This is a genomic window from Vibrio sp. JPW-9-11-11, assembly GCF_013369335.1.
In the GTDB taxonomy this organism is placed as follows: Bacteria; Pseudomonadota; Gammaproteobacteria; order Enterobacterales; family Vibrionaceae; genus Vibrio.
In genome coordinates this window covers 767,796-792,015 of sequence record NZ_SZQJ01000005.1, presented here as the reverse complement: position 1 = coordinate 792,015, position 24,220 = coordinate 767,796, and the positions used below count along the sequence as shown (strand labels likewise).

The 24,220-nt window shown below is 47.3% G+C and carries 22 protein-coding genes and 1 tRNA gene; 15 read left to right on the top strand and 8 right to left on the bottom strand.

The window, feature by feature from the left end; all coding sequences use genetic code 11:
- Nucleotides 1-8: 8 nt before the first annotated feature.
- The 3 genes from minE to minC are packed head-to-tail and all read right to left on the bottom strand — an operon-like array spanning nt 9 to nt 1,774.
- A complete protein-coding gene (gene minE, locus FCU94_RS09275) occupies nt 9-272 on the bottom strand; it encodes a cell division topological specificity factor MinE (protein ID WP_176288250.1) in 264 nt (87 codons plus the stop codon).
- A gap of 6 nt (nt 273-278) precedes the next feature.
- Entirely contained in the window at nt 279-1,091 is an 813-nt protein-coding gene (minD, locus tag FCU94_RS09270; protein ID WP_176288249.1) for a septum site-determining protein MinD, read from the bottom strand.
- A 20-nt stretch (nt 1,092-1,111) separates the two neighbouring features.
- Entirely contained in the window at nt 1,112-1,774 is a 663-nt protein-coding gene (minC, locus tag FCU94_RS09265) for a septum site-determining protein MinC (protein ID WP_176288248.1), read from the bottom strand.
- Between the two features lie 161 nt (nt 1,775-1,935).
- Here minC and FCU94_RS09260 point away from each other — a divergent pair, with 161 nt between their 5' ends.
- Nucleotides 1,936-2,223 (top strand): YcgL domain-containing protein, encoded by a 288-nt coding sequence (locus FCU94_RS09260; RefSeq protein WP_176288247.1) that lies wholly within the window; start codon nt 1,936-1,938, stop codon nt 2,221-2,223.
- A 45-nt stretch (nt 2,224-2,268) separates the two neighbouring features.
- Entirely contained in the window at nt 2,269-3,240 is a 972-nt protein-coding gene (locus FCU94_RS09255; protein ID WP_176288246.1) for a lytic murein transglycosylase, read from the top strand.
- Nucleotides 3,241-3,320: 80 nt separating this feature from the next.
- On the opposite strand, the gene folD is transcribed toward FCU94_RS09255, so the two are convergent.
- On the bottom strand, nt 3,321-4,184 hold the full coding sequence (gene folD / locus FCU94_RS09250; protein WP_176288245.1) for a bifunctional methylenetetrahydrofolate dehydrogenase/methenyltetrahydrofolate cyclohydrolase FolD: 864 nt from the start codon (nt 4,182-4,184) through the stop codon (nt 3,321-3,323).
- Between the two features lie 202 nt (nt 4,185-4,386).
- Here folD and FCU94_RS09245 point away from each other — a divergent pair.
- Nucleotides 4,387-4,463, top strand: a tRNA-Arg gene (locus tag FCU94_RS09245).
- Nucleotides 4,464-4,698: 235 nt separating this feature from the next.
- On the top strand, nt 4,699-5,940 hold the full coding sequence (locus tag FCU94_RS09240) for an alpha-L-fucosidase (protein WP_176288244.1): 1,242 nt from the start codon (nt 4,699-4,701) through the stop codon (nt 5,938-5,940).
- A 26-nt stretch (nt 5,941-5,966) separates the two neighbouring features.
- On the opposite strand, the gene FCU94_RS09235 is transcribed toward FCU94_RS09240, so the two are convergent.
- Complete coding sequence (locus tag FCU94_RS09235; RefSeq protein WP_176288243.1) at nt 5,967-6,827, bottom strand: helix-turn-helix domain-containing protein; 861 nt, start codon at nt 6,825-6,827, stop codon at nt 5,967-5,969.
- Nucleotides 6,828-7,140: 313 nt separating this feature from the next.
- On the opposite strand from FCU94_RS09235, the gene FCU94_RS09230 reads away from it, so the two are divergent.
- Nucleotides 7,141-7,752 (top strand): DUF2913 family protein, encoded by a 612-nt coding sequence (locus tag FCU94_RS09230; RefSeq protein WP_176288242.1) that lies wholly within the window; start codon nt 7,141-7,143, stop codon nt 7,750-7,752.
- Nucleotides 7,753-7,799: 47 nt separating this feature from the next.
- Here the strand turns inward: FCU94_RS09230 and FCU94_RS09225 are convergent, their stop codons facing one another.
- Complete coding sequence (locus tag FCU94_RS09225; protein WP_176288241.1) at nt 7,800-9,797, bottom strand: methyl-accepting chemotaxis protein; 1,998 nt, start codon at nt 9,795-9,797, stop codon at nt 7,800-7,802.
- Between the two features lie 446 nt (nt 9,798-10,243).
- On the opposite strand from FCU94_RS09225, the gene FCU94_RS09220 reads away from it, so the two are divergent.
- The 10 genes from FCU94_RS09220 (at nt 10,244) to FCU94_RS09175 (ending at nt 21,973) form a co-directional block, all read left to right on the top strand.
- Nucleotides 10,244-11,716 carry a protein adenylyltransferase SelO gene (locus FCU94_RS09220; protein ID WP_441351738.1) on the top strand — a complete coding sequence of 491 codons (1,473 nt, stop codon included), beginning with the start codon at nt 10,244-10,246 and terminating at the stop codon, nt 11,714-11,716.
- Between the two features lie 133 nt (nt 11,717-11,849).
- A complete protein-coding gene (locus FCU94_RS09215; RefSeq protein ID WP_176288239.1) occupies nt 11,850-12,572 on the top strand; it encodes a response regulator in 723 nt (240 codons plus the stop codon).
- Complete coding sequence (locus tag FCU94_RS09210; protein WP_176288238.1) at nt 12,565-14,025, top strand: ATP-binding protein; 1,461 nt, start codon at nt 12,565-12,567, stop codon at nt 14,023-14,025. The genes FCU94_RS09215 and FCU94_RS09210 overlap by 8 nt, the downstream gene beginning before the upstream one ends.
- 143 nt (nt 14,026-14,168) lie before the next feature.
- Nucleotides 14,169-15,416, top strand: a complete 1,248-nt coding sequence (locus FCU94_RS09205) for an ABC transporter substrate-binding protein (RefSeq protein ID WP_176288237.1) — start codon at nt 14,169-14,171, stop codon at nt 15,414-15,416.
- 112 nt (nt 15,417-15,528) lie between these two features.
- Entirely contained in the window at nt 15,529-16,452 is a 924-nt protein-coding gene (locus FCU94_RS09200) for a carbohydrate ABC transporter permease (protein ID WP_176288236.1), read from the top strand.
- On the top strand, nt 16,449-17,306 hold the full coding sequence (locus FCU94_RS09195) for a carbohydrate ABC transporter permease (RefSeq protein ID WP_176288235.1): 858 nt from the start codon (nt 16,449-16,451) through the stop codon (nt 17,304-17,306). The genes FCU94_RS09200 and FCU94_RS09195 overlap by 4 nt, the downstream gene beginning before the upstream one ends.
- Nucleotides 17,307-17,311: 5 nt before the next feature.
- Entirely contained in the window at nt 17,312-18,427 is a 1,116-nt protein-coding gene (locus tag FCU94_RS09190) for an ABC transporter ATP-binding protein (RefSeq protein WP_176288234.1), read from the top strand.
- Between the two features lie 411 nt (nt 18,428-18,838).
- Nucleotides 18,839-19,834, top strand: coding sequence for a TRAP transporter substrate-binding protein (locus FCU94_RS09185; protein WP_176288233.1), 996 nt, complete (start codon nt 18,839-18,841; stop codon nt 19,832-19,834).
- A gap of 105 nt (nt 19,835-19,939) precedes the next feature.
- A complete protein-coding gene (locus FCU94_RS09180) occupies nt 19,940-20,608 on the top strand; it encodes a TRAP transporter small permease (protein WP_176288232.1) in 669 nt (222 codons plus the stop codon).
- 3 nt (nt 20,609-20,611) lie between these two features.
- Nucleotides 20,612-21,973, top strand: a complete 1,362-nt coding sequence (locus tag FCU94_RS09175; protein ID WP_176288231.1) for a TRAP transporter large permease — start codon at nt 20,612-20,614, stop codon at nt 21,971-21,973.
- Between the two features lie 67 nt (nt 21,974-22,040).
- Here the strand turns inward: FCU94_RS09175 and FCU94_RS09170 are convergent, their stop codons facing one another.
- Both FCU94_RS09170 and FCU94_RS09165 read right to left on the bottom strand, forming a co-directional pair.
- Nucleotides 22,041-22,643: a cytochrome b/b6 domain-containing protein gene (locus FCU94_RS09170; RefSeq protein WP_176288230.1), complete on the bottom strand. Its 603-nt coding sequence runs from the start codon at nt 22,641-22,643 to the stop codon at nt 22,041-22,043.
- A complete protein-coding gene (locus FCU94_RS09165; protein WP_176288229.1) occupies nt 22,643-24,220 on the bottom strand; it encodes a tetrathionate reductase family octaheme c-type cytochrome in 1,578 nt (525 codons plus the stop codon). The genes FCU94_RS09170 and FCU94_RS09165 overlap by 1 nt, the downstream gene beginning before the upstream one ends.

Genomic DNA, 24,220 nt, shown 5'->3' with positions numbered 1-24,220 from the left:
GCTTCTCGCTACTTCTCGTCGTCGGGTAATTTGACGTTCAATTCCAGCACCGAAATATCGTCATCCTTGTGCTCAAACGACAGGTCAACCATGGATGGGTCTACCGCAACATACTTGCCGATCACTTTAAGGATGTCTTCCTTAAGCTGCGGTAGGTAAGAGGGTGCAGGGTCGCCTTGGCTTCGACGTTCGGCGACGATGATCTGTAAGCGCTCTTTAGCTAAATTGGCCGAGGTCTTCTTTTGTGGGCGGAAAAACTCAAGTAATGACATGCCGTATTAGCCTCCAAATAGTCGTTTGAAAATGCCTTTCTTCTGCTCGGTCAGGAAGCGAAAGTCCACTTGTTGTCCTAACAGGCGTTCAACGGCGTCGTTGTATGCCATTCCTGCGTCTGATTGCTCGTCAAAGATGACGGGCACACCCTTGTTAGATGCATTCAGTACCGCTTGGCTCTCTGGAATAACGCCCAGTAGGTCGATATGTAAGATCTCTTCCACATCTTCGACACTCAACATCTCGCCTTGAGTGACGCGTGCTGGGTTGTAGCGTGTTAGCAGCAGGTGTTGCTTCACCGGCTCCAAACCTTCTTCTGCACGACGAGACTTAGAGTCAAGAATACCGAGGATACGGTCAGAATCTCGCACTGACGACACCTCTGGGTTGGTGGTGACAATCGCTTCATCTGCAAAGTATAGCGCCATAAGCGCGCCTTGCTCGATACCTGCTGGTGAATCACAAATAATAAAGTCAAAGCCCATTTCATCCAGCTCGTCGAGTACTCGACGTACGCCATCCTTGGTAAGGGCTTCTTTGTCACGAGTTTGTGAGGCTGGGAGAATAAAAAGGTTCTCGGTGCGTTTGTCCTTAATCATTGCTTGGTTCAGCGTTGCTTCACCATTGATGACATTGACAAAGTCATACACGACGCGACGCTCACAACCCATGATAAGGTCTAGGTTACGTAAGCCGATATCAAAGTCGATGACGGCGGTTTTTTTTCCTTTTACCGCGAGACCAGAAGCGATTGCGGCACTAGACGTGGTTTTACCCACACCGCCTTTACCTGAGGTGACAACAATAACGCGTGCCATTATCTGTTCCTTATTCTTATCTAAATCGTTAACAACTCAAATTTAAGCGAGTCGTTGTCCAAACTGAACATTATTTTTTGTTGCCAGAACTGTTCGGGAAATTGCTCAGTTAGCCAATAGTGGCCAGCAATCGACATCAGTTCGGCATTGAGTTTGTTGCAAATAATCACGGCCGATTGGTTACCATTTGCCCCCGCAATCGCTCGACCGCGAAGCGTACCGTGGATATGGATAGAACCGTCGGCGATCACTTCAGCGCCTTCGCTAACGTGATTGAGTACCACCAGATCGCAATCTTTAGCATAGATTTGTTGCCCTGAACGAACTGGCGTACGAATCACTTTGGTGGGCGCCATGACCGCAGGCGCTTGGCTCGGCGATTTGCTGGCTGACATCACCGCAAACTTTGCCTGTGACGCGAGGTTTTGGGTGCGTTTATCTTTGCAGCCCGTGACCCCCACAGGAATCATCCCTGCTTGAGAGATCCCTTGCTTGAGCCTCGCAAAGTCAATATCTTCCTCCACCTGAGCAATATTGATCACTACTGGAGCTTGGGCAAAAAACGCGGGTGCCTGTTCTACCTTTTGCTGTAGGAAATGAAGAGTTTTATCGACATCATTGTCAGAAAGGTGCAAAACTGACAAAGTAAAGCTACTGCCTTTTAGGTCTGGAGAGTGTGACATCTTTTACTTACAACCTCTTAAGGGCGTTGCTTGCGACTAGGGGTGTCATGTTATATTCCCATTATAAGCACAGCAAGTTATCTTGCGTTCAATTGACCGTTTTGCTCTCAAAAATAGCGAAACATTAACGTTCCACTGAATAAACGGACTAAAGGCTTCCCATGCTTTGTGCAATCTACAAGAGTTCTAAAAAAGAAGGTGCCTACCTATACATCCCGAAAAAGGATGATTTTTCACAGGTTCCTGACACATTAATGCAGATGTTTGGCAAACCGACTATGGTTATGGTGGTCAAATTGGACGGGCGTAAATTGGCCCAAGTGGATGTGGAAAAAGTGAAACAGTCACTCAAAGATGATGGCTACTTTTTACAACTTCCCCCTCCACCAAAAAATTTATTAGATGAATACAAAGAGCAAAAACAGGCTCGTCAGCAATCTGAACAATAATAACCTTAACTGTGATTGCTTATTCTATTGCTCAAGGAGGGCAAGGTGAAAAAACTACTGTCAGTCGTATTAGGTGTGACTTTTTCTTGCTCAGTGCATGCCAACTCGCTGAGCTTTGACCAATATGTCGAAGGGTTGAAGCAACAAGCGCGTGAAAATGGTATCTCGGAGCGGGTGTTAACTCAGGCGTTTGCCGATGTCACTCACAAACCGCGTGCCGTTAAAGCAGACAAAAACCAACCGGAAAAGCGCCTTACTTTGGATGAATACATCCCGCGCGCGGTGCCGGATTGGAAAGTCAAACAAGCCAAAGATCTCTATCAAGATCACTATGCAGAACTAAGTCGTATTGGTGAGCGGTACGGTGTACAACCACGATTTATTGTCGCGCTGTGGGGCGTCGAGAGTAACTTCGGGACTTTTACTGGTAATTACCCCGTGATTGATGCCCTATCAACCTTAGCTTATGACGGCCGCCGAGAAGCTTTCTTCCGTAAAGAAACGATGGCTGCTTTGCAAATTCTTGAAGAAGGTCATATCGAGTTTGAACGCTTTAAAGGCTCTTGGGCGGGGGCGATGGGGCAGTGTCAGTTTATGCCTAGCTCTTTTCTGAACTTCGCTGCAGATGGTAACGGAGACGGTAAGAAAGATATCTGGCAAAGCGAAGCGGACGTGTTTGCGTCTGCCGCCAATTACCTGAGCCAGTCAGGATGGAATGATACCTATACCTGGGGACGACAAGTCAAGTTGCCGACTGGGTTTGACACCAGTATTCAAGGGCGTAGCGAAGAGAAAGGTAAGTTTTTGCAGGAGTGGAGTCAAATGGGGGTGACACGTTACGACGGTCGACCATTGCCTCGGCTAGATAACGATATTAAAGCGTGGTTAATTGCTCCAGATGATACGAATGGACGGGTCTATTTGGTGTACAACAATTATAACGTGTTGATGAAGTGGAATCGCTCGTATTACTTTGCGCTCGCCGTTAGTCATTTGGCTGATCGGATCGCCATGTAGATGAAAGTAAAAAGGAGCTCAAGTGAGCTCCTTTTTTGTTGCTCCAGTTTTGTTGGAACAAAAGACGGCGGATGTGGCGGTTACTTCTTTTTCGTGTGGAATTGTTCACAAGCCAACATGGTGTTTTCGATTAGGCTAGCGACCGTCATTGGCCCGACGCCACCTGGGACCGGAGTGATAAAGCTGGCGCGCTCTTTGGCATTTGTGTAGTCCACGTCACCTGCGAGCTTACCTGATTCAAGACGGTTGATACCCACATCGACCACAACCGCGCCTTCTTTTATCCAATGGCCTGGAATAAAGTTTGGTTTACCCACCGCCACGACCACGAGATCGGCTTGACGTACATGGCTTTCCAGATCTTTAGTAAAACGGTGGCATGTGGTGGTGGTACAACCCGCAAGAAGCAATTCAAGCGTCATAGGACGGCCGACAATATTGGAGGCGCCAACGACAACTGCGTGCTTACCGCGCAGTTCAATATTGTAACGATCAAGTAGAGTAATGATACCTTTGGGCGTACAAGAGCGCAGTTTGGGAATACGCTGAGCTAGGCGACCGACGTTATAAGGGTGGAAGCCATCGACATCTTTTTCTGGGTGAATACGCTCTAATACTTGGGTCGCGTCTATGCCTGCAGGAAGCGGTAGCTGAACCAGAATGCCATCGATCTCTGCGTCGGCGTTGAGCTCATCGATAAGAGACAGCAGTGCTTGCTCTGTTGTGTCTGCTGGTAAGTCAAATGACTTTGAAACAAAGCCCACTTCTTCACAAGCGCGGCGCTTACTGCCGACATAGACTTGCGACGCTGCGTCTTCACCGACGAGTACTACCGCGAGCCCCGGAGCTCGTAGCCCGGATTCTTTACGTGCTTTTACGCGTGCGGCAACTTCTGAACGTACCGTTTGAGAAATAAGAGTTCCATCGATATTTTGAGCTGACATGACTTTCCTTAAGCAATGAATGGCGACTTATTTGCAGCGCATTGTCGCAAATTATTTGATTAACATCTATAAGCAAACGTTTGCTTCGTGGTAAATTTAGTCAATTAATTCTGCTGTGGCCTTTTTTTGTTCATTCAGATCAGATTGTTAAGAAAAGCCCTTGTGTTAACAGTTTGAACTCGTATAATTCTGTCCCTGTAGCGCGCCCTTAGCTCAGCTGGATAGAGCACGTCCCTTCTAAGGATGTGGTCGTAGGTTCGAATCCTACAGGGCGTGCCATTTATTTTAAAAAGCCCAGATAACTTTATGAGTTGTCTGGGCTTTGTCGTTTCTGTGGCGCCGTGATAGTGCGCGCATAGCACGACCTTCCTTGGCCGCTTCGTGGTGCGACAAAACGTCTTGCTTTGCCAAACGATATCAGTACTGACAAATATGATTGCCATATCTGACATTTATCTGTCACAGGTTTTTCCCTAAATTTTGCTCTAAACAAGTCAACATTTAAGGACATGCAATGCATAACCATCTACCAACGCAAAGACAGTTGGAGTTCCAAAGCTGGGAGCTTGGTATATTCGTTCATTTTGGTATTCGCACTTTCTATGAAGGTGTAGAGGATTTTGGTCAAGACAAGATGTCACCAGAGGTGTTTAACCCAACTCAGCTTGATTGTGAGCAGTGGGTAAACGTTGCCTCGGAGGCTGGGGCGAAGTATATGGTTTTTGTGGCGAAGCACCATGATGGTTTCGCTAACTGGCCAAGCCAATATACTGACTACTCTGTGGCTTCATCACCTTGGAAAAATGGCCGTGGTGATGTTGTGAAAGAGTACGTAGAAGCGTGTCGAAAATACAATCTCAATGTGGGTTTGTACTACTCGCCTGCCGACATTAGCTGCCCGGTTTATGATGATGAAAAAGCATATGATGATTACTTTATCGACCAAGTGACGGAACTGCTTGACGGGCGTTATGGTCAAATCGACATGTTATGGTTTGATGGCTGTGGTTCAGAAAATCATACCTATGACTGGCTTCGAATTATTAAAGCGATTCGTGCTATGCAGCCAAACATTTTGTTATTTAATATGGGCGACCCTGACTATCGGTGGGTGGGCAATGAAGCTGGTTTGGCTCCCAGTCCGTGTTTTAATACTATCAGTGAAATTGATTTTTCGATTAAAACTAAGAATCGCGTTAAGGTTTCAGAGCAGGGGGTATGGCTGCCTGCGGAATGTGATTTTATGATGCGTGATTCGACTTGGTTCTATAGCGAAAAGAATGCACATACAGTCAAACAGCCCGACGAGCTATTGGGTATCTATCATTATTCTGTGGGGCGTGGGGCAAATATGCTTCTGAATATCGGGCCCGATCGACTAGGACTGTTTCCAAAAGAAGAAGTTGAGAGCCTAGAAGGTTTTTCTCAATTGGTTCGAGAAAAGTTTACTTCACCGCTTGTTGCGATCAACGATTTCACACGCACAGAAAATGCTTGGCAATGCCAGTTGGCGAAATCTGAACTGATTGATTGTGTGGTTTTGCAAGAGGACACCCAGTTTGGGGAAGCGGTAGAGAGTTTTCGTATTTTCGTGACTCCTTACACCGGGGGGAGCGACATTCTAGTGTATCAAGGAACGTCAATTGGACATAAAGCAATTGCTCGATTCCCCGCGGTTAGAACGGCACAAATAAAGATTGAAGTAACCTCTGCTCGCCAAGAAGTGACGTTAAAAACCATTGGAGTGTATGCGTAACCAGTCGGCAGTATTTCTAGCGAGGTTTACCTGTTTGTTGACAGGTGCCTCTGCTGATTTCGTTGTGGTTGTTGCCTGAACAGAGAGGGAGTCATACCCACCACTTGCTTAAACTGTTTACTGAAACTGTAGATATCTGGATAACCTAGCGCTTCAGAAACATAAGTGATCGACAGTTCGGGGGTGAGCAACAGATCACACGCTAGTTTTATGCGGCTGAGTTTCCTAAATCCACCTGGCGTCATTCCTATCTCTTGGGTAAACCATTTTCGAAATGTTGAATAACTCAACCCCATATCTTTAGCGATGAGAGGGATGGGGGTGTTCCAGTTTGATAACAGCTTTTCTTTGGCTAACGCTTGTTTGCAACTATCGATCGATTCATGAGTTAGCCGTTTACGGGAATCGAGTAAAAACAGCCAATTCTGCATGGCATTCATTGCTTTCTTATACCAATTAGGAGAGTCGCTGCGTAGGGCGAGGGAGAGTTGGGTAAAATGTTTGGTACTCTCGGGGTGATGTTCTGATGTAAACGTTATCTCAGTAGGAACTAAACCCATGCGATTGAAATGCGCATATAACTCGCCTGACATCAGACAAAACTGTTCACGGTACTCTTGCGTGGGCACGACACATGTCGAATGTTGCACTCCTGGCTTTCTTTGAAAGATATCATCCTTCTTTAGAATAGTGACTTGCCCCGCTTGGTCTTTAAACCACAACGATCCCGAAACAATGATGCTAAAACTGTAATCCAGAGTGTTGACATCTAAGTGTTGAATGAGTGGTTGATTAGAACAGGCAACTTCACCACAACCTAGCCGATGGATGTTTCCATCCAGTTGATAGTGTCGATATATAGAACGCTCTGTTATATTGTTGTTCATGGTGCTTTATTAAAATAGTGTTTCATTTTGGGTTTGATAAAATAACACTTTGCACGTTTCACATCACTTTTGAATTGCTTAACCTGTGAAGCCGATGAGGTCAGAGACTTGATTCACGTGGCGAGTCGCGATGAGGCGTCACGCGTTGGTGTGAGTGGCTCCGATTACATCGGAAAGTGGTGTTGTGCGTTAGGGAACTTGGCTATATATGCTAACAGATTGAATACTGTACTTACGCAACGGATTTCGGTAGCATATTCGTCCTCAAATACCGATAGACTAAGCTACAGCTTGGCACCTTACCTCAGAGAACATGCGCAGTATTCATACCAAAATCAAACCTGAATTTGAGCCGTTGTTGGCCGAACTTGCTCTTCATGCTCTGCTTCATCTGCGTACCAATCACTCTGCGAGAGCGTTGTCTCGTAAGTCACGTTCGGATATCAATGATATTCTTAGCGCATGGCTCAATAAGGCCGCGAATAGCAAGAAATACAAGCCGTTTAAAAAGAAAGTGCGCACCTTGGTCGGTCACGCGCGAGCCCAACGTCTTGATATGGAAGGGATGCTCTCTAACTTGCTGACACCCGTTGTCGGGGATGAACTGCCACACCTTGATAGTTTTCTTCTACTTGTCAATATGTTAGAGAAAGAACTCAATACCACGGTTTTGGTATCGAGTCCTGAGTCTGTCGATTTAACACACAATAGCACAGGTTGCTTACTTTGCGTGTTGTCTCAAGATTTGAACGCGCACTTTAACAACAGAAATCGCCTAGTTAGCGACATTTCGATGTTATTTCGCGGTACTCACGGCGAGAAACACACCTTTCTCAGAACCATCTACTCCTCGTCATTGTTCGACCATCACGTCGAGTTCGAAGACGGCGATTTTGTACGCATTTCTTTAGGTTTGCGCAAGTAGTGTCTTAAGAGACAAAAAGCGGCCAAGCCACTTTTTATCTGCTGTCGTTAACCTAGTTTGAACTCTTGAAGCTGCTGGTTGACTTCACTCACTTCTTTTCGATAGCTGGTGACAATGTGGTTCATACCATCAGCCAGCTCGCCAGTATGTTGCGCGATTTCACTGAGTACGTCGACGTCTCTATCTACAGCCTCACTTGCCTTTGATTGCTCAATGGTCGAGTTCGCTATGCTGTTTATGTGCTCATTAACGGTTTCGATCAATAATTCTAACTGAGACACGCTTTGGTTCACCTCTGATACAGAGTTGAACGTGGTGTCTGTCGCCTCTCGGCTTTTATGCATGTTATTGACCGCGGTCTGGGTATTGTTACTGATGTTGGTTAACAGCTGTGAGATATGCTCAGTGGCTTCTTTACTGCGTTGAGCTAAATCGCGAACTTCTGAAGAGACCACTGCAAAACCCCGCCCTTGTTCACCTGCTCGCGCTGCTTCTATCGCCGCATTGAGGGCAAGTAAGTTTGTCTGTTCGGAAATGCCGTTGATGGTGTCGACTATCTTGCTGACGCTCAAGGCATCTTGCTCCAGCTGCAACATACACGACTGGGTTTGTTCAATTTGATCGACCAACGCCTTAACGATGTTGTAAGACTCTTGGCTTTGGCTCTGGCAAGTAAGAACCTTGTTTGTCATCTGTTGAGTCTCTTCGAGTGCTCTCTCTGACGACGAGGCAATCTCAAGACTTGATTGTGATAACTCTGTCATTGCGGTGGCAATCGCATCACATTTATCCGCAGTGGCTCGGCTTCTGTCTCCAAGATCGTCAGCGCCTTGCACCATCTGGTCGAGACGTTGATTACTGTGATCATTGGTCTCCGTCACTTTGATTAAAAGGTTTTTGATACTGGTGATTAAGCCATTGACACTGTTAGCGATGTGCGAGAGCTCATTTCTACCTTCCGATTGCAAAACTAAGTTTAAATTGTTGGTTTCTGACATATCGGCCAGTTGGTGGGTAAGATCTCCTACGCGATGCTTGAGATTTGCCAATGCGGCAAATAGCGCTATCGATAATACCACGCCCAAACAAAGACTGGTCGTGATGACTAAACCCATTTGCCAAGCCGCTTGTTGGGCTTGAGTGGTCACCGCCGCTTTCATCTCTTTGACCAAATTGTTACGAATGGTATTGATTAACTTGATGCGCTCAGTTGCGGCAGAAAACCATTCAAGAGCCGAGGGGCCGCGCAAGTTATCAAGGCTATTTTTTTGCTCTAAATATTGCCGTTGCACCTGCTCGACCTGCTGCCAGGTGGAACTGTTTTTGGCTTGTTGTAGTGCGTTGAGGTAGGTACTAGGCATCGTCATCGTCGCTATACGTTCACTGTATTGGCCTGAACTGAGGTAATCCTCTATGGCCGTGTATTGACCAATGGACGAACTACGACGGGCGAAGGCCCCGTTGAGCGCACCGCGTACTTGACCAGCGCGCTCTTTGATTACCATGATTGCAATGAGTGAATTACCTAGCCTGGTCGTTTCAGCATTGGCCACCCCAGATACCAGCAATGAAGCGTTATCGATCGCTAACTGATTGAGGTTTGAGTAGTAAGCAAACGGAGAGCGCTGTGGGGCTAGCTGATCGACTTGTGAGCGAATCTGACTCAATTGATTTAGCTCGTGGTTGACGGCTTGTTTGAGTTGAGTGATCAACGTGCTGTCTAAGTAGGTGGGCGTGAACTGCTTGAATGCGGCAATATGTTGGTCGGCTTTGAGGCGTTGCTGCTGGAGTTTGGTGATCTGTTCGGCCGCTCCTTTGCTGCCGAGTACGCCGGCAGTGAGGCCTCGTTCTACTGCAAGGTTGTGAGCGAGGTTGTCGTAAAGCAAGGTGAGTTCAATGGCTTCTTGGTCTTTACTCGCCTGAGAAAGCGCGTTGTTTTGATGGAGTGATAGCTCCACAGCCATGCTCAGTGCAAGCGCTAACGGTATACCGGCTAAAAGCATAACAATGTGATACAGCGAAAACCGTTTCATTATTGTCTGCATAGCGAGTCTCCTGAGTGTGGTATTTAGAGTGCTTAAAGCATAGACGAATCTGTATATTTTTATGTGATACCAGATGAATAGTGCGTGTGTTTATATGAAAGGCAAGTTCAATAATCTGCGTTATGTCATAAAAAATTCATCAAATTAGCGATTGAGAAGTTGCGGAAAGTTCATCATATTGTAATGACTATGTAACAAAGGAGGGGTCGCCTATGCAGCATCAAGAAATGATTGTACATTCAAACTTCGGAGTGATCAGCCGCACTTGCCTGTTCTCATTGCTGACTATCATTACTATATTTGCTTTTCTTTAATTGTTTTAACCCTTTTATCTTAACGGTTATTTCGAAAGTAAATACTTACATTATATAGAATGTTTAACCGCCCGATAGCTAGCGCACACTCGCTGAGTGTGCTAGCGTCAAGGGATTCATTTGGTTAACGGTTTGTCACATTGCATGTCTTTGTCTCTCTACCATCGCTTTGCCCAACTTCCTCATAACTTCTATTCGTGTGTTTCCCCACAACCTTTGACGCAAACGCGTTGGGTCGCTTGGAATTCAGAGTTGGCACAGCATTTTGGTCTGCCATCTTCAGCGCCGGAAGGGCGGTTAAAGCAACAGCTAAGTGGAGAATTGCTGTTTGATGGCTCTTCTCCACTCGCCATGAAATACGCCGGGCACCAGTTTGGCGTCTATAACCCAGAGCTAGGGGATGGCCGCGGTCTTTTGCTCGGGGAAATACGCTCTATTCAAGATGACTTTTTTGATTTGCACTTAAAGGGAGCAGGCCTGACACCGTACTCTCGAATGGGTGATGGACGTGCCGTACTGCGTTCGACAATTCGTGAGTATCTGTGCAGCGAAGCGATGGCCGCGCTGGGTATCCCGACGACACGTGCTCTGGGGATGTTGGTCAGTGACACTCCGGTTTATCGAGAAAAGCAAGAGCAAGGTGCGCTGCTACTAAGAGTCGCACGGACGCATATACGTTTTGGGCATTTTGAACACTTCTTTTACACCAATCAGATTGAGTCGTTGCAACTCCTCGCTGATAAAGTGATTGAGTGGTACTTGCCTACTTGCGCCAAGCAAGAGCAGCCTTATGCCGCTATGTTTACAGAGATCGTCGCGCGCACCGCAGAGATGGTCGCTTATTGGCAAGCGTACGGTTTTGCGCATGGTGTGATGAATACTGACAATATGTCGATTCTCGGCGAGACGTTTGATTATGGTCCGTTTGGTTTTATGGATGATTATGAACCGGGCTACATCTGCAACCATTCGGATTATCAAGGTCGCTACGCGTTTGACCAGCAGCCTCGTATCGCATTGTGGAACCTATCCGCCTTGGCGCATAGTCTCTCACCGCTGATTGAACGAGACGATCTCGAACAGTCGTTAGCCCAGTTCGAAGTGCTGTTGGCGCGACGTTTTAGCCAGCTAATGCGAGCTAAGTTGGGCCTAACCAGCCAACAACCCAACGACACGCAACTGTTCTCGTCCCTATTTGAACTGCTCCATCAGCAGAGCGTTGATTACAGCCGCTTTTTGCGAGAGCTCGCTTCAATCGATATTAAAGGTTTGCCGGCGGTGCTCGATCTGTTTATCGATCGCGAGCCTGCACGTCAGTGGTTAACGCTGTATTTGGCGCGCTGTGAACGGGAAACGGATAAGCATGGACAAAACCTAACTACCGAACAGCGTTGTGTTCAGATGCGCCAAGTGAATCCCAAGTACGTTTTGCGTAACTATTTGGCCCAAACCGCTATCGACAAAGCGGAGCAGGGTGACTTTAGTGAAGTTGCGCGGTTGGCCACACTGTTATCTAAGCCGTTTGATGAGCACCCAGATAGGGAAGCCTATGCCAACTTGCCGCCTCAATGGGGCAAAAAGATGGTGATCAGTTGCTCCTCCTAATGCGAGTTTTGTTAACAAGATGTGAGATGAATCCGCGAGGGGTTCAAATTCTGGCAATTAATCAATAAGAATCGATTTTATAAGGGATTAAACTCGCGAGTGATACGGTTCACTTGCTGAAATGGATGGAGATATGTCAGCGAAAATTCTGGTAGTCGATGATGATCAAGAAATTTGTGAGTTGTTGGAAGAATATCTGACGAAACAAGGTTATAGCGTCTCGGCCGTGAATGATGGCGTGGAGATGAAGCAACACCTCGATAAGCACGGTTATCCAGACCTGATTTTGCTTGATGTGATGTTACCTGGTGAAGACGGCTTTGCACTTTGTCAGTACGTTCGCCGTAGCTCCTCAGTGCCGATCATTATGTTGACGGCAGTATCGGATGATACCGACCAAATCATTGGTTTAGAAATCGGTGCCGACGACTACATCGCTAAGCCGTTTAACCCGCGCCATTTGAATGCGCGCATCAAAGCGGTTCTTAGGCGCGTCAACAGTGGAATAGAAGAGTCGTCGACGAGCGACAGCGCTAAGTCGATAGTGTTTGGTGATTGGCGCCTCGACACCTTGGCCCACCGTATTACCCACCTCGACAGTGAGCAATCCCACGATCTATCGGGTAGCGATTTTGCGCTATTGATGCTGTTCCTGCAGAGACCCAACGAGGTGCTTGACCGTGATACGATCTCTTTTGCGACCCGTGGTCGCGAGGCTCTGCCTTTTGAGCGAGGTATCGATGTGCAGCTTAGCCGTCTACGACAGCGTCTCGGCGACAGCGCAAAGTACCCGCACTACATCAAAACCATGCGCGGCAATGGTTATGTGCTATCGGTGCCTGTAACTTATGAGTAAACGCGGGTGGCGCCTTGTTCGTTCGTTCAAGTTTAACTCTCTGGTTAGCCGTACTCTGGGTTTGACCCTATTCGCCGTTATCCTAGCTCAAGGGGTCGCGACATCTATCTGGTACACCGAGTCGAAACACAAAGAACTGGCTGGTATTCGTGATGCTTCACAGAGTATGGCTAACATGTTTGCTTCGACCGTCAATTTTTTCCAGTCATTGCCGGTTAACTATCGGCATATCGTGCTCGACCAAATCCGCAACATGGGCGGAACACGCTTTTTCGTATCGTTTAATAAAGAACAGTTGGTGGTTGAGCCGATAAAAGACACTCCGCTGAAACTGGCGTCTATCGAAGCGATACAAGAGGTGCTGTTGCGGAAAATTCCTAAAGCGCAAACCATTAATGTGGATTTTTCGCTACCGGAGAACTTGCGTTTGCTTAAAAACGATATTTATCTCAGTGATTTGCCTCGTTCTTGGGCGCACCATACTCTGACGTTAAACCCGATCGACCCTCCGATCCTTGTGGTACAAATCGAACTTGCCAGTGAAGAGTGGCTCTATATCGCCGCCTTACTGCCCGCACCCTATGTCACGTTGGACGACACTCTGATAGGTCGAGAGCAGGTACTCTTTTTGATCTTTTCGACCACGATTTTGCTGTTTCTCACCTATCTACTGGTCCGCCGCCAAGTCAAGCCTCTCAAAAGATTGGCCAAAGCGGCCAATGAAATGAGCATGGATATCGATCAAACACCGATCCAAGAAGAAGGAGCGAGTGAGTTGGTGACGGCGACGCGCGCGTTCAACCGAATGCAGCAGCGTATACGTCGCTACGTTGCCGACCGGGAGCATCTGTTTTCCGCCATATCCCACGATTTGAAAACCCCGATCACTCGATTAAGGCTGCGTGCAGAGTTACTCGAGAGCGATACCAAGCGCGAAAAGTTTAATCGCGATCTTGATGAACTCGAAATGATGGTCAAGGGCGCGCTGCAATGCGTACGTGACACCGACTTGCATGAAAACAACGCTTACATCGACCTCAACGAGATGATTTTGAGTGTCATTGAACCTTATAACCAACAGCGAACATTGGTTACATTTACTCCACAGCCGATAGAGCCCATCGTTGCTAAGCCATTGGCTATTAAACGTGTGATAGGTAATTTGGTCGATAATGCAGTCAAATATGGTCAACGCGCAGACATTACGGTGAATATCACAGATGAGTGGGCGACGATCACTATCTGTGACTGCGGACCGGGGATTCCTCAGGACAAGCTCGAAGCGGTATTTGAACCCTACTACCGACTGACCAACGACGATAAAGGGCACGGTTTGGGGTTGGGTATATGCCGAAATATCTTACACGGACATGGTGGAGATCTCATTATTGATAACTTGCCAATTAGTGGTCTTCGCGCGCAAGTCTTTGTTCCACCGACACTTGAAGTGTAATGTAACGCTTGTGTTACATTGTGTTTACCCTTTGTTTCAATCAAAATTTTCCAGTTGGATAGACTCAGCTTAGTTCAAGCAAGAACGTTTAGGGCCAGTCAGTTGTCGGCCTTACTGTCTAATCCGATACATGGAAGATAATAATGAAACTAAATAAAACCCTACTTACCCTCTCTCTTTTGTCTGCTGCCAACTTCGCCAACGCGGGGGAAGTCGAAGTGCTTCACTGGTGGACGGCAGGTGGTGAAGCGAAATCAGCCGCTGTTCTGAAACAAATGCTTGAGCAGCAAAATCACACATGGAAAGATTTTGCGGTTGCTGGTGGCGGCGGCGAATCTGCAATGACTGTACTCAAAACCCGCGCCGTGTCGGGTAATCCACCGTCAGCAGCACAAATCAAAGGTCACGACATTCAAGAGTGGGGCGGGCTTGGCTTCCTTACCTCACTTGATAGCACGGCTAAGCAAGAGAAGTGGGACGATATCCTGCCTTCGGTGGTGACCAAAGTCATGAAGTTTGATGATGAATACGTGGCTGTGCCAGTCAACGTTCACCGCGTTAACTGGTTATGGGCCAACCCAGAGGTGCTCAACAAAGCGGGTGTCGCACTACCAACAACACTAGATGAGTTCTTTGCCGCGGCAGAGAAAATTAAAGCGGCTGGATTTGTTCCTCTAGCGCATGGTGGTCAGCCTTGGCAAGACGCGACCGTGTTTGAAGCCGTCGCACTCGATGTGTTGGGTAGTGAAGACTACAACAAAGCTTTTGTTGACCTAGATATGGACGTACTAGCGGGTGACAAAATGGTCGAAGTATTCACTAAGTTTAAGAAAATGCGTGATTACATCGACGCCAACTCTCCGGGCCGTGATTGGAATGTCGCGACTTCTATGGTGATCAATGGTGAAGCGGCCATGCAGATCATGGGCGACTGGGCCAAAGGTGAGTTCACCGCAGCGGGCAAAGTACCAGGGAAAGACTATATCTGTGCGCCAGCGCCGGGCACGGCAGGTCAGTTCACCTTTAACATCGATAGCTTTGCCTTCTTTGAACTCAGCAATGCCGACAATCAAAAAGCGCAGCAAGACTTAGCTCGCACGATTTTGACTAAAGAGTTCCAAGAGGTGTTCAACCTCAACAAAGGGTCAATCCCAGTGCGCCTAGACATGGATATGGCTAAGTTCGACCAGTGCGCACTTGACTCAATGGCGACCTTTAAAGCGAGTGCGACATCAGGCGATTTGGTACCAAGTATGGCGCACGGCCTGTCTACCACTAGCTACGCACAAGGCGCGATTTATGATGTGGTGACCAACTTCTTCAACGATAACGACGCGGATCCAAAACAAGCAGCAGAGAAATTGGCCAAAGCGGTAAAAGCGGCCATTTAATCGGCTATCACTAGTCACACCCCAAAGGGCGTACAGGCTTGTGGGGAGCCTGCACGCCCTTTCCTTTAAGGCTTAATCAACAAGATTAGGTTGTTAGACGTAAGGATTCGTTATGGAGCACGTTGCAAAACGGTACCCAAGTAAGTCACGAGCTAAGCCGAGCTTAGCCGATAGGCTTCAGCATTGGTTACCAAAAATCGTTCTTGCCCCGACCGTTCTGGTGACTGTGGTCTGTATTTATGGCTACATTTTTTGGACGGCGGCGCTTTCAATGACCAACTCGCGTTTTCTACCCAGTTTCAATTTTGTCGGCTTCGCGCAATATCAAAAACTGATGGAAAATGACCGTTGGCTCACCTCTATTTCCAACCTCGGCATTTTTGGTCTGCTCTTTATGCTGGTGGCGATTGGCCTCGGCGTTGGGTTGGCTATTTTACTGGACCAGAATATTCGCCAAGAAGGCGCAATTCGCACCATTTACCTGTATCCGATGGCGCTGTCGTTCATCGTAACCGGTACCGCTTGGAAGTGGATACTCAACCCGGGCTTGGGCATCGAAAAACTGATGCAAGACTGGGGCTTTACCCAGTTCAAGTTCGATTGGTTAGTCAATTCGGATATGGCGGTGTACACCTTAGTTATCGCGGCGGTGTGGCAGTCGTCTGGATTTGTGATGGCGATGTTCTTAGCGGGTTTACGCGGCATTGATTCCTCGATCATCAAAGCGGCGCAAATCGATGGTGCGAGTTTGCCGTCTATTTACTGGCGCATCATTATGCCGTGTTTGCGCCCGGTGTTTTTTAGCGCGGTGATCATTACCTCTCACATTGCGATCAAGAGCTTCGATCTTGTCACCGCTATGACCGCAGGGGGCCCTGGCTACTCTTCTGATCTACCGGCCCTGTTTATGTACGCGCATTCCTTTACGCGTGGTCAAATTGGATTAGGCGCCGCCAGTGCGATGATGATGCTCGCCGGAATCTTGGCCATTTTGGTGCCTTACTTGTATTCAGAATTAAGGGAGAAAAAATCATGATGGCGAGCATTAACTTCTCTCGGCTGTTTATATACTCGGCGTTGGCTTTTTTCTGCTTGGTCTATCTGATGCCACTGTTTGTGATGGTGATTACCTCGTTTAAAACTTTACCTGATATTAAAGCGGGTAACTTGATGAGCCTGCCCACTGAGTGGGTATTCGATGCCTGGTTTAAAGCATGGGACAGTGCGTGTACTGGTGTTAAATGTGAAGGGGTAAAAGGCTACTTCTGGAATTCGTTTCAAATGGTGATTCCGGCTGTCGCAATCTCAACGCTACTGGGGGCTTTTAATGGTTACGTTGTGACCAAATGGCAGTTCCGTGGGTCAAATTTGTTTTTTAGCTTACTGTTGTTTGGTTGCTTTATCCCGTTTCAAGTGGTGCTGCTACCTATGGCGACAGTGTTAGGGAAGCTAGGTTTAGCCAACACAACCGCAGGATTGGTGATTGTGCATGTGATCTACGGTATGGCCTTTACCACGCTGTTTTTCCGTAACTTCTATATCAGTATTCCCGACGAGCTGGTCAAAGCAGCCAAACTCGACGGGGCTGGCTTTTTCACCATTTTCTTTAAAATTTTACTGCCAATCTCTACGCCCATCATCATGGTGACCGTCATTTGGCAGTTCACAGCGATTTGGAATGACTTCCTGTTTGGGGTGGTGTACTCGGGATCAGAAACTCAGCCTATTACAGTGGCGCTGAATAACTTGGTCAACACCAGTACTGGGGTGAAAGAGTATAACGTCGATATGGCTGCAGCCATTATTGCGGCTCTGCCTACTCTATTAGTTTATGTTTTAGCAGGAAAATACTTTGTTCGCGGCCTAACGGCTGGATCGGTAAAAGGATAATTATCATGGCAACACTTGAACTCAAACAGATCCGTAAAACCTATCCCAAAGCGGAGCAAGAAACATTGAAAGGGATCGATATCAGCATCGATTCTGGAGAGTTTTTGATTTTGGTTGGTCCGTCAGGCTGTGGAAAGTCGACGCTGATGAACACGATTGCGGGTCTTGAGGGGATTAGCGACGGTGAAATCGTGATTGATGGTCATGATGTGTCGAATGTCGAACCGAAAGACCGAGATATCGCTATGGTGTTTCAGTCTTACGCGCTGTACCCGAACATGACGGTACGAGGTAACATCGAATTTGGCCTTAAAATTCGCAAAATGCCGCAAGCCGATATCGATGCAGAGGTACAACGTGTCGCTTCGATGCTACAAATTGACCACCTGCTTGATCGCAAGCCCTCGCAACTCTCCGGTGGTCAACGCCAGCGCGTGGCGATGGGGCGCGCATTAGCCCGTCGTCCTAAGTTGTATCTGTTTGACGAGCCGCTATCAAACCTCGATGCTAAGTTGCGAGTTGAAATGCGCCATCAAATCAAACGTCTTCACCAACAACTCAATACCACCATTGTCTATGTGACGCATGATCAGATTGAAGCGATGACGTTGGCTGATCGAATTGCGGTAATGAAAGACGGAGAACTTCAGCAGCTAGGGACGCCGCAAGAGATCTACAATACGCCGAACAATATGTTTGTAGCAGGTTTTATGGGGTCACCATCGATGAACTTTATTAAAACTATGGTCGATCTCAATGACCAAGATCAGCCGGTAATTAAAGTCACTGGGGGCAATGGTCAGGAACATCATATTAATTTGCCTGCTTCGATGCGTGAGCAAGATGGCAAAGAGATCGTGATAGGTTTACGTCCCGAGCATATTACCGACAGTGAAAATAGTGACTCTAGCGCGACCACTAAATTGGATTTGATGCTGGAGGTTCTCGAACCCACCGGTCCAGATACGATTGCGATGATCAAAGTCAACGAGCAAGAGGTGGCTTGTCGACTCTCCCCAGAGTTTGACGTCACCGCAGGGCAAATCGCGCCGCTGCATTTTGACTTGTCGAAGGCGGTGTTTTTTGATGCTCAAAGCGAGCAAAGAATTGATTTTCGTTGATTAAGATTTTGTTGATAATTTTATTAGTAAAATCAGGCCGAGCGACTATCCTTAAATTAATGCATGAATTAAGTCTCATGCGATAGTGAGTTTAGGCGGGTAATCACGTCTCCTTATTACTCACCTTATCTCGAGTAACGAAAATGGCAGCCTTATGGCTGCCATTTGTTTTGTAAATTCGGCGTATGTTATATATGTGTAAAATTACCCATTTGCAGATTGGAGGTGGGGGGATTTCCACCCATTTATCGTGCATAGTGTGAAGTGAGTCGGTTGGGCTGATGTTGAGGGTTATGCAAGATATTGATTTTCATAAATTAACTGTCTTTTTCTAAACTTGGCTTAGTTATTGCCCTTATATAAATATCAACACCCAGTGATGGGGTTGTTCATTTAACAAGGAGAATAATAATGCTTAAGCCATTGACCCTACTATCTGCTGCCATTCTTTCCGTGACCAGTTTTAACGCCGCGGCGAACTGTGATCCAGGAGAGACAGTGATTAAGTTTAGTCACGTGACCAACACAGACAAACACCCTAAAGGTATCGCGGCTTCATTACTTGAACAGCGCGTAAATGATGAGATGAACGGAACAATGTGTATGCAGGTTTTCCCGAACTCAACGCTTTACGATGATGACAAAGTGCTTGAAGCACTGCTCAACGGTGACGTGCAACTGGCTGCCCCTTCTTTATCTAAATTTGAAAAGTTCACTAAAAAATACCGTATCTTCGATTTGCCGTTCCTATTTGAAGATGTCGCTGCTGTTGACCGTTTCCAAAACTCGGAAGCGGGTGAGAAGCTGAAAAACGCGATGCGCCGCCGTGGCCTTCAAGGTCTGGCGTTTTGGCACAATGGTATGAAGCAGATGTCGGCGAACAAACCGCTTATCTCTCCTGAAGATGCAAAAGGCCTAAAGTTCCGTGTTCAAGCCTCAGACGTGCTGGTTGCACAGTTTGAGCAATTGGGGTCAAACCCGCAAAAAATGTCTTTCAAAGAAGTATACGGTGGCTTGCAAACTAAAGTTATCGATGGTCAGGAGAACACTTGGTCGAATATCTACGGTAAAAAATTCTTCGAAGTTCAAGACGGTATTACTGAAACTAACCACGGTATTCTTGATTACCTAGTTGTTACGTCAAAAGATTTCTGGAAAGGCTTGCCTGAAGATCAACGTCGTCAGTTGAGCACCATCATCCAAGAGGTGACAGAGCAGCGTAACTCAGAGTCGACCAAAGTAAACCTAGCGAATAAAAACAACATTATCGAAGCAGGTGGCGTGGTTCGCACATTAACGCCTGAGCAGCGTCAAGAGTGGGTTACCGCCCTTCAGCCGGTCTGGAAGAAGTTTGAGAAAGACATTGGTTCTGACTTAATTGAGGCGGCGCTCGCGTCCAACCAGTAGTTACATCAAGTAATACTCCAACAATAACTATAAGCATCCCCTAACTGTTGGCCCTCTTATCGGGAGGAGGGCCTTTCTTTTATCTGCGATAAAGTGAAGAAATCTATGGAACAGTCTATTTTTGCCAAGATCGGTCAAGTGACAGACGCAATTGAGGAAACTCTGATCGCGTTTTTCTTGGGAGCAATGACCTTGCTCACATTTGCCAACGTCGTATTTCGCTATGTCTTCAACGACAACATCCTTTGGGCGTTGGAGTTAACCGTATTTATGTTCGCGTGGATGGTGCTCGTCGGCGCATCATACGGCGTGAAAAAACACTTCCACATAGGTGTGGATGTGGTGATCAACCTTGCGCCGGAAAAAATGCGCAAAGTGTACGCATTGGCCGCCGCCGCTTGCTGTCTGACTTTCTCAATTTTGCTGCTGATTGGCTCATGGAACTACTGGTACCCATTTGCCACCGAGCGCGCTTGGTATGAAACCGACGACATTCCGATGCCAGAGATATTTCAGTTCCTCTCTGACTGGTTAAACGAAGGAGAACGCTACGAGAAGCTTCCGCGTTTTATTCCTTATATGGCGCTTCCGATTGGTATGGCACTGATGACGTTTCGTTTTGCCCAGGTCACGGTTCAGATTGCCACAGGCAAGTTAGATCGCCTGATTGCTGGCCATGAAGCTGAAGAAGATCTTGAAGCATTGAAAGAGGAGCTCAAAGACGCGGGCGAGGCGATGGAGCCGAAAAATAACAACAACGGCAAGGAGAGCTAAGCCATGGATATTCTATTTCTCTTTATCATGGTGATCGGCTTTATGCTGATTGGTGTGCCGATCGCGATATCATTGGGCCTCTCGAGTGTCCTGTTCTTAATAATTCATTCCGATGCGTCGTTGGCGTCGGTGGCGCAAACCCTATTTAATGCCTTTGCCGGGCACTATACGCTATTGGCGATACCGTTCTTTATCCTAGCCTCGAGCTTTATGTCGACCGGCGGAGTCGCGAAGCGCATTATTCGATTTGCGATTGCGATGGTCGGCTGGTTCCGCGGCGGTTTAGCGATGGCCTCGGTTGTGGCATGTATGATGTTTGCTGCTTTGTCGGGGTCTTCTCCAGCGACTGTAGTGGCGATTGGTAGTATTGTTATCGCTGGGATGATCAAAAACGGCTACTCGAAAGACTTTGCGGCCGGGGTGATTTGTAACGCCGGGACGTTGGGCATTTTGATCCCGCCTTCCATCGTGATGGTGGTGTATGCAGCCGCAACGGATGTCTCTGTGGGGCGCATGTTCTTGGGCGGCGTTATTCCTGGTCTTTTGGCCGGCGTGATGCTGATGATTGCCATCTACATTGCCGCTCGAGTAAAAAATCTTCCCAAACAGCCGTTTGTCGGTTGGAAGGAGATGTTCGACTCGGCAAAAGACGCCAGTTGGGGTCTGCTGCTGGTGGTGATTATCTTGGGGGGTATCTACGGTGGTATCTTTACGCCAACCGAAGCGGCAGCGGTCGCCGCGATCTACTCTTTCTTCATTGCCAATTTTGTTTATAAGGACATGGGCCCATTTGCGGATAAAAACAATACTAGACCTGCGCTCGTGAAACTGGTTGAGGCCTTCTTCCATAAAGACACCAAGCACACCTTGTATGAAGCGGGCAAGCTGACGATTATGCTGCTGTTCATTATTGCCAACGCGTTGATCCTTAAACACGTACTGACCGAAGAGCGCATTCCGCAAATGATTACTGAGTCCATGTTGTCGGCAGGGCTTGGTCCGATCACCTTCCTGATTGTGGTCAACGTGTTGCTGCTGATTGGTGGGCAGTTTATGGAGCCATCGGGCCTGTTGATCATCGTCGCCCCATTGGTGTTCCCGATCGCTATCGCGCTGGGTATCGACCCAATTCACCTAGGTATCATGATGGTGGTGAACATGGAGATAGGTATGATCACACCGCCAGTCGGTCTCAACTTGTTTGTCACCGCAGGGGTCGCGAAGATGTCGATGATGCAGGTGGTCAAAGCCGCGCTGCCATGGGTGGCCGTGATGTTCCTGTTCCTGATTATCGTGACTTACGTACCTTGGGTATCAACTTGGTTGCCGACCATGCTTATGGGGCCTGAGATTATTACTAAATAGTTTGAAGTTTCATTATGGAAAGAAAACCCCAGGGGAATTGGATTGCCCTGGGGTTTTCTTTTGTTGGTTAGCGATTACTGTGATCTTTTATTTCATAACCACGCAGCATCGTTTTGATATGAGCCGTTGGCGTTTCGCCAGTCGTGGTCATATAAACGTGGCCAATTAGGAACGCTAAGATCATGAATGCGGCGACAATATGTAGAGTTGCGACCCAGCCAAGGGATAACCCACCAAGTCCAAGGCTTTCCCACTGGGGATAGAATAGTAGCAATAATCCTGTGACCCAGATAAGTGGTGCCATGATCAACTTCCAGCCCAAATAGGCAAATCGCTGTAGCGGGTTGAGTTTAATTTCTGCTGTTGGATGAAATGGATGAGGTTCACCAATAAAGATCCCTCGACGGTAGAAGTTAATAACTTTTTCGAGTTTGTCTGTGGTGGGAATGTATTGCCGCCACTCACCAGTAGTGAAATGCCAGAATATGGCAAATACCCATAATGTCATTAGAGCAAAGGCACAGTACTCATGCCACAACACAGCTTGACCGAAACCTAACAAGCTGAATGACCCATGGATTTCAAATCCAGTGACTAGCATTGCCATCATCAGCAATGCTTGTGCCCAATGCCAGAAGCGTTCGAATCGCTTATAGATAATCACTTTCATTACGAATCTCCTTGGTCAGGTGAAGTTCCTTTCAATCGCATAAGAGAATGACCAATCACGCCAAACAGAGTAACAAGGACGACTAGCCAGCCAATGTTGTCTAGCCAAGGTATTGAGGTTTGTGATGGGATATAGAAACCAGACAGTTTCGTCAATCGTCCATTCTCAGCGTGACATGCAGCGCATTCAAGAGCTTGGTCTTTTGGTGCTACCATATGTACGATTGGAAAGTGATATTCGCTATCGACAAACGTCATCTCGCCACTATAGCTACTACCCGCAGCCTTCATCCCCGCCACTGCTGCTTTATCCCAGTCATAAGTTTTCCAATAGGCGTTGTTGTCTTTACCAAACAGGTGAGGTGTCACCATGATTTGGTTCGCCGGATCATAAGGTTGAGTGCTACGCATAATCTTAAATGGCCACACTCGACTATCTTCGTCTCCACAGTTGCCTTGAGGCTTGGTCAACTCAACGATACCTTGCTCGTTGGGCTGTACTTGTTCACCAATAGTGGTGTAACTCATTTGTCCGTTGAAGCAGGCGTAGTCAGGCGTTACGTTTCTTTCCCATACAAAGTCACCTTTTTTGGCGGTATAGGTAACGTAGCCTTCATCATCTTTAGCGGTTGGTCGAGATTTATCTCCAGCTGTGGACCAGTCCCAAGCTGTTTTGGTTTTCCTTTCTCGGGCATATTCTGGTACGTGGCATGTAGAACAGGCGATGCTACTGACGTGTTCATTGAGTCGATTGGCGAGACGACCCTCTTGATGAGGTTCAAGCCCATGACATGACTCACATGAAGCGCGGTTTTGGTCTCCATGGCCGGGAAAATCAATACCATCGAGGTCTTTTGCATTGACAAGGTAACGTGAACCTGCAGTTTGGTGTCCACTAGTGGTATGGCAGTCCTGACAGGCAAAATTGGCGCCTTCACTCGACATATGAACATCTAGGTCATAACTTGGTTTAGCTAAGCTTGAGTCCATATCGCCATGTTTCACACCATCGCCGCCACCTCCGTAGAAGTGGCAGGATCCACAGGTCTCTCGCGATGGGTCGCCAACACTTTGTGCCGCTTTGGTTAGATTGACCGGCGGGCGCATTTTTCCCGATCCTTTTGGCCACTCTTTTGCCACATAGTTTGGGTGACCTGCATCTGTTGGGAATTTCGAGTACTGACCAGAATTGTCATGACAAACTAAGCAGTCGACGTTGTCTTGTTTTGAATGATCGAAACTACTGTCTTTCCATCCGTAGCCAACATGGCAACTGGTACATCGTAGTTCGTTTGATGCGGTAGAGATACAAAAATTGTTGATGACATTTTTCTTGCCAACAATTTTGTCCTCGAGCCCAACATCAAAAGCCCACGTCCAGTGAGTGGTTTGTTGGATTTGATGAGCTGCTTCGGTATGGCAGTCAAGGCAGGCTGCTGTGACTTCAGGGCCTGACTTAAAAGGACCTTGAAGTTGCTCAAAGGCAGAGTGTTCAGCCGTTGACTGTGCAAGAAGGCTGGTTGAGGGCCATATGCCAGCAAGCACAATACTCAAGGTGAGAAGCAATATCCTTTTCAT

Bases quoted from the DNA above. Each gene is read 5' to 3' on its own strand.
- FCU94_RS09225 (WP_176288241.1), bottom strand. From the start codon at position 9,797: ATGCAGACAATAATGAAACGGTTTTCGCTGTATCACATTGTTATGCTT.
- FCU94_RS09210 (WP_176288238.1), top strand. From the start codon at position 12,565: ATGAGTAAACGCGGGTGGCGCCTTGTTCGTTCGTTCAAGTTTAACTCT.
- minC (WP_176288248.1), bottom strand. From the start codon at position 1,774: ATGTCACACTCTCCAGACCTAAAAGGCAGTAGCTTTACTTTGTCAGTT.
- FCU94_RS09260 (WP_176288247.1), top strand. From the start codon at position 1,936: ATGCTTTGTGCAATCTACAAGAGTTCTAAAAAAGAAGGTGCCTACCTA.
- folD (WP_176288245.1), bottom strand. From the start codon at position 4,184: ATGTCAGCTCAAAATATCGATGGAACTCTTATTTCTCAAACGGTACGT.
- FCU94_RS09165 (WP_176288229.1), bottom strand. From the start codon at position 24,220: ATGAAAAGGATATTGCTTCTCACCTTGAGTATTGTGCTTGCTGGCATA.
- FCU94_RS09230 (WP_176288242.1), top strand. From the start codon at position 7,141: ATGCGCAGTATTCATACCAAAATCAAACCTGAATTTGAGCCGTTGTTG.
- FCU94_RS09240 (WP_176288244.1), top strand. From the start codon at position 4,699: ATGCATAACCATCTACCAACGCAAAGACAGTTGGAGTTCCAAAGCTGG.
- FCU94_RS09215 (WP_176288239.1), top strand. From the start codon at position 11,850: ATGTCAGCGAAAATTCTGGTAGTCGATGATGATCAAGAAATTTGTGAG.
- FCU94_RS09200 (WP_176288236.1), top strand. From the start codon at position 15,529: ATGGAGCACGTTGCAAAACGGTACCCAAGTAAGTCACGAGCTAAGCCG.
- FCU94_RS09235 (WP_176288243.1), bottom strand. From the start codon at position 6,827: ATGAACAACAATATAACAGAGCGTTCTATATATCGACACTATCAACTG.
- FCU94_RS09205 (WP_176288237.1), top strand. From the start codon at position 14,169: ATGAAACTAAATAAAACCCTACTTACCCTCTCTCTTTTGTCTGCTGCC.
- FCU94_RS09180 (WP_176288232.1), top strand. From the start codon at position 19,940: ATGGAACAGTCTATTTTTGCCAAGATCGGTCAAGTGACAGACGCAATT.
- FCU94_RS09185 (WP_176288233.1), top strand. From the start codon at position 18,839: ATGCTTAAGCCATTGACCCTACTATCTGCTGCCATTCTTTCCGTGACC.
- FCU94_RS09190 (WP_176288234.1), top strand. From the start codon at position 17,312: ATGGCAACACTTGAACTCAAACAGATCCGTAAAACCTATCCCAAAGCG.
- minE (WP_176288250.1), bottom strand. From the start codon at position 272: ATGTCATTACTTGAGTTTTTCCGCCCACAAAAGAAGACCTCGGCCAAT.
- FCU94_RS09195 (WP_176288235.1), top strand. From the start codon at position 16,449: ATGATGGCGAGCATTAACTTCTCTCGGCTGTTTATATACTCGGCGTTG.
- FCU94_RS09170 (WP_176288230.1), bottom strand. From the start codon at position 22,643: ATGAAAGTGATTATCTATAAGCGATTCGAACGCTTCTGGCATTGGGCA.
- FCU94_RS09175 (WP_176288231.1), top strand. From the start codon at position 20,612: ATGGATATTCTATTTCTCTTTATCATGGTGATCGGCTTTATGCTGATT.
- minD (WP_176288249.1), bottom strand. From the start codon at position 1,091: ATGGCACGCGTTATTGTTGTCACCTCAGGTAAAGGCGGTGTGGGTAAA.